Raw genomic sequence first — 8,781 nt, forward strand, 5'->3', positions numbered from 1 at the left:
GGTGTGGAGGACCGCGAGGTGCGGATGACGGCCGGGTGCAGAGGACCGCGGGGTGCGGATGACGGCCGGGTGCAGAGGACCGCGTGGTGCGGAGGCTCGCAGCGCTTGGCGGACCGCGGGGTTCGGTCAGGTGTCCGTGCGCCGGATCCGCCACACGTGGTCGTCCCGGTAGCCCTCCTCGCCCTCGGGTGACACGCTCGCCCTGCGCACCGTGTCCAGCGTCTCCACGGTCCAGTCGGCCGCCTTCAGTGCGAGTTCGTCGAGGACGCCCATCGGCGTAGGGAACTCCGCCTCGAAGGGTGGCTCGGTCTGCCAGGACGGCCAGCCGGCGTGCATGACGATGAGCAGGGTGCCGCCCGGGGCGACCGCGTCCGCCGCCCGGCGCAGAATCCGGCGCTGGTCCAACGGGATCGGCGACTGCAGATACTGAGCGTTCACCAGGTCGAAGGACCCCTCGGGGAACGACTCCCCCAGCACGTGCCGTTCCCACGCCGTACGGTCGCCGACTCCGGCCTCCGCCGCGTGCACGCCGGCACGTTCCAGAGCGGTGTGCGAGATGTCGACGCCCGTGACCCGCCAGCCGCGCGAGGCGAGCCACACCGCGTCGGCCCCTTCGCCGCAGCCGAGGTCGAGCGCGCTGCCCGGCGGGAGGTCGCCGGCCTCGCGGACGAGCAGCGCGTTGGGGCGGCCGCTCCACAGAGGCCCGCCGTCCCGGTAGCGGGCCTCCCAGAACTCGGCTGCCCTCGTGGCGGGGGTCTCGGTCATGGTGCCTCCTGGGATGCGAGGGTGTGATGGTGCGCAGGGACTCGGCCGAACGCGTGCTGCCGGTCCACCTCAAGAAGCCTGCGGTACGCACCGGAGGTGGCCAAAGGTTCTTGCCGGTTCGGCAAAGGCGCCCCCTGGCCGACCTCGCGCGCCGTGCCGACGGGCGGGCGGGCGGGCGACCAGAGGACTACGACCTTGGAGCGGGTTCACCTGGGCCCGCGGTCCGATCCGGCGGGCGGCGGTGGGCGGTTAGCGTCACGGCATGCGAATTGGACTTCTCGGCACCGGCAATGTCGCACGAGCACTGGCCCGTGGGTGGAGCGCCGCGGGGCACGACGTGCTCCTCGGTTCACGCAGCCCGCAGGACCGCACGGATCTCGGTCTGCCCGTGGCAGACCTGAGCGCCACGGCGGCTCACGCGGAGGTACTGGTCAACGCCACCCCGGGGGACGTCTCCGTGGAAGTGCTGCGCTCCATCGGGGCACCGGCCCTGACCGGCACCCTCCTGATCGACGTCGCGGTCGGCCTCTCCCCCGACTACACCCAGCTCTCACACCCCAACAGCAGCCTGGGCGAACAGATCCAGCAGGCCTTTCCCCAGACCCCCGTCGTCAAGACGCTGTGCACCATGGACTCCACGGTGATGATCGCGCCGGGCAGTCTGGAGGGTCCGAGCACCGTGTTCCTCTCCGGCGACGACACCGAGGCCAAGCGGACCACCGGCCGGCTGCTCGCCGACCTCGGCTGGCCGCCGTCGTCCCAGCTGGACATCGGGGGCATCACCACGGCGCGCGGGCAGGAGCACTTCGCGTTCCTCTTCATGGGGATCGCCGACGGGCTGGGCGCTCACGCGTTCAACATCAACGTGGTCGCGCGCGCCGCCGGCTAGTTCACTCGCCGGGCGCCTCCAGCCAGAAGCCGGCGCGGGTCCGCCAGAGATCGAGCAGCGCCGTGTCGCCCTGCGTCACGATCGTGGGCGCGGGCCGCTTGTAGAAGTACAGGAGCAGATCGGTCACCGGCCCGCACGCAGTCGCCGTGGCCTTGTCGGCCCCGGTGCGCCAGACGGGGCGCTCGCCGGTCAGGTCGACGACCCATTCCCCGGCGTCGGTCGCGTCGAAGTGGAGCGTGCGGTCGGGGCCGAGCAGGTCGGGCAGGTCCGGCGCGGGCTCGAACGCCTCGGGGAAGGTCGAGTACTCCAGCCATTCCTCGACCGCGTCGACGGCCAGGTCGGCGTCCAGGGCGAACTCGGCCCCGGCCGTCCGGGCCGCGTCGGCGCGGTGCACGACGGTCTCGTGGGTCATGCGCCGGGCCCAGAACTCCACCGGCGCGGACCGCTCCGCGGAGGGGTTCCAGGCCTGGGCGTCGGGACCGGCGGCGCGCAGTGCGGCGCTGAGCCGCGCGGCGCCCTCGATGAGCCACGGAATCAGGAACGCCTCGTCCTCGCGGGCGTACCCGGACAGGTCGTTCACCAGGCCGTCGGGGATGGGGCCGGTGGCGCGGGTTCGTACGATTTCCTCGGCCCAGCGGTGGTCGCCGCCCACGTGCCGCACCAGTTGGCCGAGGTTCCAGCCGGGGCAGGAGAGCACCGGCGCGCTCAGGTCCGCGCCCCGTACATGACCGGTGAGCCGTTCGGTCTGGTCGACGATCTCGTCGCAGTAGCGGTCGAAGGTCAGCGAGGTCATCGCCTCATGATGCCGCAGGGCAGCGATCCTCCCTGTCAGTGGGCTCGGATACTGTGGGCCGCCTGAGCAAGATCGGAAGCAGGATCGGGTGGGGAGAGATCACGATGCCGGTGGGGGCGGGGAACGTACGGCGAGGACTGGCCCAGGCGGCTTTGCTGGCCGGGGTGCTGACGGGTTGTGCGGGGGCGGCGGAGGACGACACGAGGACGTCGGCCAGTGCCTCGGCGGCGGCCGACACGCAGAGCGAGAGCGGTACGGCGGTGAAGAGCGGCGGCACCGTCGGCCCCGCCGGATCGGCCTGTGAGCTGCCCGTCGCCTTCGACATCGCCGAGGACTGGGAGGCGGAGGCCATCGACGCCGGGGCGGCCGGGGAGAAGGCGGCCGACGGTGCCTCCGCCGACCCCGAGGAGGCCGAGCTGGCCCAGGAGATCGCCGACGCGATCCTGCGCCAGGGGCCGGTGGCGGCCGCGTGTGAGGTCGACGCCAAGCCGGCGGGGAACATCGGCTTCCTCCGCGTCTGGACGGGCAAGCCGGGCGACGACGACCCACGCGCCGTGCTGGAGGCCTTCGTCGCGGCGGAGAACGACACGAGCAAGGCCAGGTACAGCGCGTTCAAGGCGGGCGGCCTCTCCGGTGCCGAGGTGAAGTACCTCTTCACGAGCAAGCTGCTGGAGGAGACGAAGGAGGAGTCCGCGCTGGCCGTCGTCACCGAGCGGGGCCCGGTCGTCATACACCTCGGCGGAATGGACACCGAGGAGCACCGGGAGATGCTGCCGGCCTACGAACTCGCCAAGCGGACCCTGCGCCTCAGTTGAGCGGCCGGTGCAGGCATGTCCGGCGCGAGCGCAGCAGGTGCCGCGCCGGACACGTCCCGCCTACGACTCGGCCCCGGTGTAGAACGCGACCGTCGCCGCCGTCGTCGCCGCCACGGCCTCCTCCTCGGCCCCCGACACCGCGTAGGCCTGCCCCCACAGCTCGCCGGACCGCGTGTAGAACGCCTTGCCCTCGTCCGATACCTGCCAGGCCTCGGCCTCCTCCCTGCTCATCCCACCGCCGGCGAGATGCATGCCGAGCCCCAGCAGCGCCCCGTCCCAGCCGACACCGACGGCTCCGGGCCCGAACCGGTCCCAGAAGACGGGCGGCACCACGGCCACGTGCTCCAGCTCCAGCACCGTCCGCTCCTCACCGTCCGGCGTGAGGCGCACCTCGACCTCGCTGAAGCCCGGGTCGGGCCCGTACAACCAGCTGACCCGCAGCCGCGTCGGCTCCTCGCACTGCAGGATCTCGCCGCCGGCCTGGCCCTGCAGCTGGTACCGGCCGCCGACCCTGAACTCCCCGCTGACCGGCAGGAACCAGCGGCCGATTCGCTCCGGCGACGTCACGGCGTCCCACACATCGGCGAGCTCCGCGTCGAACGTACGCCGCATCAGCACCGTGCGGGCCTCGCCCGCCTCGACCTGCCGTACCCCGACCTGCCGGTGCAGGCGGTTCAGCTCGTCGACGATCTCACTCATCCCCGCTCGCTTCCTTTCTCAGTCTGCGTTCGCGCTTTCCTCGCGCGAGTTCCGTTTCGAGGGCGTCGAGCCGCTGCTCCCAGAAACCCCGGAACCTCTCCAGCCATGCGTCCACCTCGCGCAGCGGAGCGGCGTCGACGGCGTACAGCCGCCGGGTGCCCTCCGCCCGCACGGAGGCGAAGCCGCTCTCGCGCAGCACCCGGAGATGCTGCGACACGGCGGGTTGGGAGATTCCGAATTCGTCCTGGATCACGGCACTGATGTCGCCCGATGCCTGCTCACCGACCGCGAGCAGCTCCAATATCCGGCGGCGAACCGGATCACCCAGCACATCGAAGGCGTGCACGGCCCTCACTATGCCAGCCCACGCTTATATAAGGAAAGGCTTAAATAAAGCCCATGGGTGGCCGGTCCGTCGGGCGCGGGCGCGGCACGGGCCCGCCGGCCTCGGAACGCGCCCGCTCGTCTCGGCCTTTGCCGCTCGTCTCGGCTTGGGCCGCTGGTCGCGGCCCGTACTCCTAGCCTCGGTCGCCGAGGAACGAGTCGAGTGCCTTCGTCAGTTCGGCCGGCTTCTCGACCGGGAGTTCATGACCGGCGTCCACGATGCGGATCACCGCGTCCGGGTAGGCCTTGGCCATCCGCAGCATCTGGGAGACGGGCAGTTGGATGTCGTGGTATCCGTGCACCATCAGGGTGGGCGTCCGGATCTCGCCGACCCGGTCGAGCACGTCGAAGGCGCGCATGGCGCCGTACAGCGTCATGACGACCTCCCGGGGTGTCTCGGCGGAGGCGCGGATGTACTCGCGGATCTCCTCGCGCGGGTGGCCGGGGGCGAAGGCGCGCTGGATGTTGGCGGCGAGGAACACCTTGAAGGGGGCGAGCGTCGAGGCGGCCATCAGCAGGGCGCGGCCCCTGCTGTAGGTCATCCTGCCGATGGAGTTCACCAGCACCATGCGCTCGACCCGCTCGGGGTGGGACAGCGCGATGGTCTGGGCGATCATCCCGCCCATGGAGTGACCGATGATCGCGAACCGCTCGATCTTCAGATGGTCGAGGAGGGCGAGGACGTCCTTCGCCAGGACGTCGATCGAGGGCACCCCCGCCCCGCTGCTCTCGCCGTGCCCGCGCAGGTCGAGCCGGACCACCCGCCGCCGCTCGCAGAAGTGGGCGAGCTGGTGGTCCCAGCGGTGCCGGTTCGCCGTCCAGCCGTGGACGAACACCAGGGGCACACCGTCGCCGTCGCGCGGGCCCTCGTCGTCGTACGTCAGCGCTGCGCCGTCGACTTCGAGCTGCGGCATGGGTGGCCTCCTGGGAGCGATTCCGGTTACTGACCAGTACGGTAACCGGCCGTGCCCGCCGCCGTCACCGGCGTTCGCCCAGGAAATCGAGGATGTGCCCGAAGACGTCGAGGGCCGCTCCCCTGCCGAGGAACGTGTCCAGGTGGCCGTAGCCGGGGATCTCACGTCCAGTTGCGGTTGGCGGTGGGCGAGGACGTCGCGGCAGAGCTTCTGGGAGTCCAGCCACAGGCCGTTCTCACTGCCCGCCAGGAGCAGGACGGGGGTGTCGATGCGGGCGGCGGCATCGAGCGCGTTCTGCGGGAGGGCCCGGTAGCGGTGGTCGGTGTCGTGCCAGCGGACCACGGTGCGGGCCAGTTCGATGCGGCGCAGGTGCGGCAGGATCCACAGTGGGGCGGGGCCGAGGAGTTCGGCGAGGCGCTGGTGGGTGGTGTCGGTCAGGTGCTCGTGGACGAAGAGGGAGGCGCCGGTGCCCCAGGCCGAGTTGTGCAGGATCTGGCAGGTGGGGTCCGGGCAGGTCGCCTTGCGTGAGGCCAGGGCGAACAGCGGGGTGTACCTGGACCACAGGCCGACCTTGCGGAAGTCGACGGGGATGTGGTCGATATGGGACTTCAGCAGTTCCCCGGCCAGGCTCATGCGCAGGGAGGTGCGGCCCGCGAGCTTCGGGGTCAGGAACACGCCCTGGGACACCACGCCCGCCAGACCGGGTACCAGGCCCGCCGTCATGCTCAGGGACAGGGCGAGGGAGCCGATGCAGTGGGCCACGACGGACAGGGGGCGCTCGCCGATGCGGGTGCGGATGTGGCGTACGGCCTCGGGGATGTCGTGGAGGGCGACGTCGTCGTAGGTGTAGCGGCGGCCCGTCTCGTTGTACGGGAGCCGGCAGCTGCCCCGCCAGTCGAGCAGCCAGGGTTCGTAGCCCTCGTCGAGGAGGACGTCGACCAGGTTGCGGGTCTCGGGCAGCAGGAACATGTCGGCGGACGCGGTGTGGCCGTGCAGGACCAGCACGGCGGGGCGGTCGGCGTCGCCGGGGTCGATGCGGGTCAGGCCGAGGCGGACGCCGTCCGGGGCGTGGAGCGGGATCTCCTCGACCCGTGCCGGGTCGAGTCGGTGGTGGAGGGGGCGCAGGGTCGTGGTGGTCCTGACCTTGCGCAGGGCCGGCCTGGTGGTCCTGGGGGTCGTCGTGCGGAAGATCATCGGTGCTGCTCCGTGGAGGTCGGGGTGCGGCGCAGGTCGAGCAGGTCCGCTGCGGCCCGGGCGAAGGGGCCGAGCAGGCCGCGCCCCATCTCCAGGCCGAACCAGGCGAGCCAGGTCAGCTTGGCGGCACGCTTCTCCTGGCTGGTCAGGCGCGGGTCGACCCTGATGCCGTCGATCTGGTCGCGTACGTAGGAGTCGGCGGGGACGACGACCTCGCCGGCCAGGCTCGCGGGTTCGCCCTCTCGGCCGAGTTCGACGGTCAGGGCGCGGGTCTGGCGCCACAGGTCGCGGCGGGCGCGGGCGTACTTGTGGCCCTCCAGCCACCAGCGGCCTCCGTCGGCGTCGGTCAGCTCGAGTCGGTAGCGCAGGAGTTGGTGGCGCAGACCGTGGGCGTGCGGGATGCCGTCCTCGGGGCGGATCCAGATGTCGCCGCGTGCCACGGTCAGCGGTACGGGGTGCAGGGCGGGGCAGGTGAGTTCGCCTCGGACGTCGACGCGGCGGTCGGTGACCAGCTGGTGCATGCTCGCGATGGACAGGGTGAGGGACATCGCGCAGGGGGTGTCGGGGGTGGCTCCGACCGGGCCGACGCGGCCTTCGGTGGTCTCGGTGAACCACAGATAGGGCTGGTCGTCCTTCTGCGGGAGGCGGGCCAGGCCGTCGGCGGCGAGTCGCTCGAACGTCTTCAGCTGGGCGCGCGCGTCGTAGCGGGCGGCGGTCGGCAGGCCGAGGGCCTCGACGAGTGCGGTGGTGCGGTCGGCTGTGGCGGCCGGGCCCTCGAGGGTCGCCTCGCACAGCTTCAGGGCGGTGGGGCTCTGCAACACGCGGGTCAGGAAGGCCAGTTCGGGGACGGGCTCCGCCTCCAGCCGGGCCAGGGTGTCGGCGCGCCACTCGTCCCAGTCCTGTACGCGGACGTGCATCCCGCCGAGCGCCATGTCCCGTACGACGTCGTCGAGGGTGTTGGGGACGCCGGTGAGGTTGTAGTCGAAACCCCAGGCATCGGGTTCGCAGATGGCGGCGACCGCGACGCGGCTGACCCAGTCGACGGGGGCGGCGTTGAGGTGGCGGAAGGCCGGGACGGTGCGGAAGCGGCCGAAGGCCGAGATCAGGCCGCTGCTGAGGTCCTGGGGGTTGTAGGCGCCGGTCCTGGTGTGGCCGCCGATGCCGCCGGGGCGCAGGGCGGTGACGACCAAGCCGTGGTCACGGGCCCGGCGCAGGGCGACTTCCGCGGCCCACTTGGTCTGGTCGTAGCCGGCGACGAGGCGATCGATGTGGGCGAGGGGGTCGTCCTCGCCCATGGACGGGATGCCGACCTCGTTGAACACGGCGATCGAGGAGATGTGGTGCAGGGGCTTGGGGCGCCCGGTCGCGGCGAGTTCGGCGAGGGTGAGGGCGCCGAGGACGTTGCTGGTGCGCAGTGACCGGTAGCCGCGCAGGAAGTCCACGGCGGCCGCGACCCCGACGATGCCGTCCAGTTCGCGGGCGAGCGTGTTCCAGTGGTCGTCGGGCAGGCCCAGGTGGGGTTGCCGGATGTCGCCGGGTAGCACGGTGATACGGCGTCGGACCTCCGACGACCAGGGCAGGGCGTAGCTCTTGAGTGCCTCGCCGAGCCGGGTGACGGCCGCGTTCTCGTCGGCGGCGCGGACCAGGCAGTGGACATGGGCGTCGCTGTGCCGCAGCAGGTCCAGGAGGATGTGGCTGCCGAGGAAGCCGGTGGCTCCGGTCAGGAGAATGCGGCGAGGTGGCACGGGTTCGGGCGAGGCCGTGAAGGGGAGGCGGTCGGCGAGGGACAGGTCGGCGAGAATCCGGGTGAGGTCGTCGGGGCGGGCCGTGGAGTGCGACGGGGCGGTGACACGGGGCCGTGGCGTGGCGACCACCGGGGACCGGACCGCCTCGATCGCCGCCGGTTCGGCCGCTTGCGGTACGGCAGTTGCGGCGACGGTGCTCTCCATCAGGCGCTTCGCCAGGCTGACCGGCCTGGCGTCGGCGAACACCTCGTCCAGGTCGAGCTGCATGCCCAGCTCGTCCTCCAGCGCCGCTACAAGTTCCACGGCGCTCACGGAGGTGCCCCCCGCGTCGAAGAAGTCGGCGTCGGGGGAAAGGCGGCCGGCCGGAAGGTAACGGCCCGCCATGCCTGCGATGGTGGCGGCGAGTGCGGCCAGGTCCCGCGGTGGTTCCGCATCGGCCCGCGTGGCCGCCGCCGGTGCAGTGACCTTGGCCAGCAGGTCGGGCACGGTCAGGCCGGCACCACCCCGCTCTATCGCCTCCGCGGTCGCCCGCTGGTCTGCGGCCGACGGCACGTTCTCGTTCACCTCACGCATGAGAGTCCTT

Annotated in this window: 8 protein-coding genes and 1 pseudogene; 2 read left to right on the forward strand and 7 right to left on the reverse strand. The window is 71.9% G+C overall.

Going from position 1 to position 8,781, the window contains the following annotated elements:
- Positions 1–126 precede the first annotated feature (126 nt).
- Positions 127–765 (reverse strand): class I SAM-dependent methyltransferase, encoded by a 639-nt coding sequence (locus tag ACIBAG_RS36185; RefSeq protein ID WP_399111154.1) that lies wholly within the window; start codon positions 763–765, stop codon positions 127–129.
- A gap of 262 nt (positions 766–1,027) precedes the next feature.
- On the opposite strand from ACIBAG_RS36185, the gene ACIBAG_RS36190 reads away from it, so the two are divergent.
- Positions 1,028–1,654: an NADPH-dependent F420 reductase gene (locus ACIBAG_RS36190; protein WP_399111156.1), complete on the forward strand. Its 627-nt coding sequence runs from the start codon at positions 1,028–1,030 to the stop codon at positions 1,652–1,654.
- Position 1,655: 1 nt separating this feature from the next.
- Here the strand turns inward: ACIBAG_RS36190 and ACIBAG_RS36195 are convergent, their stop codons facing one another.
- Positions 1,656–2,447: a maleylpyruvate isomerase family mycothiol-dependent enzyme gene (locus tag ACIBAG_RS36195; RefSeq protein WP_399111157.1), complete on the reverse strand. Its 792-nt coding sequence runs from the start codon at positions 2,445–2,447 to the stop codon at positions 1,656–1,658.
- Between the two features lie 104 nt (positions 2,448–2,551).
- Between ACIBAG_RS36195 and ACIBAG_RS36200 the strand changes: the two genes are divergently transcribed.
- Positions 2,552–3,262: a lipoprotein gene (locus ACIBAG_RS36200; protein ID WP_399111159.1), complete on the forward strand. Its 711-nt coding sequence runs from the start codon at positions 2,552–2,554 to the stop codon at positions 3,260–3,262.
- Positions 3,263–3,322: 60 nt separating this feature from the next.
- On the opposite strand, the gene ACIBAG_RS36205 is transcribed toward ACIBAG_RS36200, so the two are convergent.
- The 5 genes and pseudogenes from ACIBAG_RS36205 to ACIBAG_RS36225 form a co-directional block, all read right to left on the reverse strand.
- On the reverse strand, positions 3,323–3,961 hold the full coding sequence (locus tag ACIBAG_RS36205; RefSeq protein ID WP_399111161.1) for an SRPBCC family protein: 639 nt from the start codon (positions 3,959–3,961) through the stop codon (positions 3,323–3,325).
- A complete protein-coding gene (locus ACIBAG_RS36210) occupies positions 3,954–4,316 on the reverse strand; it encodes an ArsR/SmtB family transcription factor (RefSeq protein WP_399111163.1) in 363 nt (120 codons plus the stop codon). The genes ACIBAG_RS36205 and ACIBAG_RS36210 overlap by 8 nt, the downstream gene beginning before the upstream one ends.
- A gap of 163 nt (positions 4,317–4,479) precedes the next feature.
- Positions 4,480–5,259, reverse strand: coding sequence for an alpha/beta fold hydrolase (locus ACIBAG_RS36215; protein WP_399111265.1), 780 nt, complete (start codon positions 5,257–5,259; stop codon positions 4,480–4,482).
- Positions 5,260–5,565: 306 nt separating this feature from the next.
- A pseudogene (locus ACIBAG_RS36220) lies at positions 5,566–6,453 on the reverse strand (alpha/beta hydrolase); the annotation flags it as partial.
- Entirely contained in the window at positions 6,450–8,771 is a 2,322-nt protein-coding gene (locus tag ACIBAG_RS36225; RefSeq protein ID WP_399111165.1) for a thioester reductase domain-containing protein, read from the reverse strand. The pseudogene ACIBAG_RS36220 and the gene ACIBAG_RS36225, both read right to left, overlap by 4 nt.
- Positions 8,772–8,781: the final 10 nt, after the last annotated feature.

Origin of the sequence: Streptomyces sp. NPDC051243 (assembly GCF_044455405.1) — a bacterium.
Classification (GTDB): Bacteria; Actinomycetota; Actinomycetes; order Streptomycetales; family Streptomycetaceae; genus Streptomyces.

Coding starts and splice junctions, on each gene's coding strand:
- ACIBAG_RS36225 (WP_399111165.1), bottom strand. CDS start 8,771: ATGCGTGAGGTGAACGAGAACGTGCCGTCGGCCGCAGACCAGCGGGCG.
- ACIBAG_RS36215 (WP_399111265.1), bottom strand. CDS start 5,259: ATGCCGCAGCTCGAAGTCGACGGCGCAGCGCTGACGTACGACGACGAG.
- ACIBAG_RS36200 (WP_399111159.1), top strand. CDS start 2,552: ATGCCGGTGGGGGCGGGGAACGTACGGCGAGGACTGGCCCAGGCGGCT.
- ACIBAG_RS36195 (WP_399111157.1), bottom strand. CDS start 2,447: ATGACCTCGCTGACCTTCGACCGCTACTGCGACGAGATCGTCGACCAG.
- ACIBAG_RS36185 (WP_399111154.1), bottom strand. CDS start 765: ATGACCGAGACCCCCGCCACGAGGGCAGCCGAGTTCTGGGAGGCCCGC.
- ACIBAG_RS36205 (WP_399111161.1), bottom strand. CDS start 3,961: ATGAGTGAGATCGTCGACGAGCTGAACCGCCTGCACCGGCAGGTCGGG.
- ACIBAG_RS36190 (WP_399111156.1), top strand. CDS start 1,028: ATGCGAATTGGACTTCTCGGCACCGGCAATGTCGCACGAGCACTGGCC.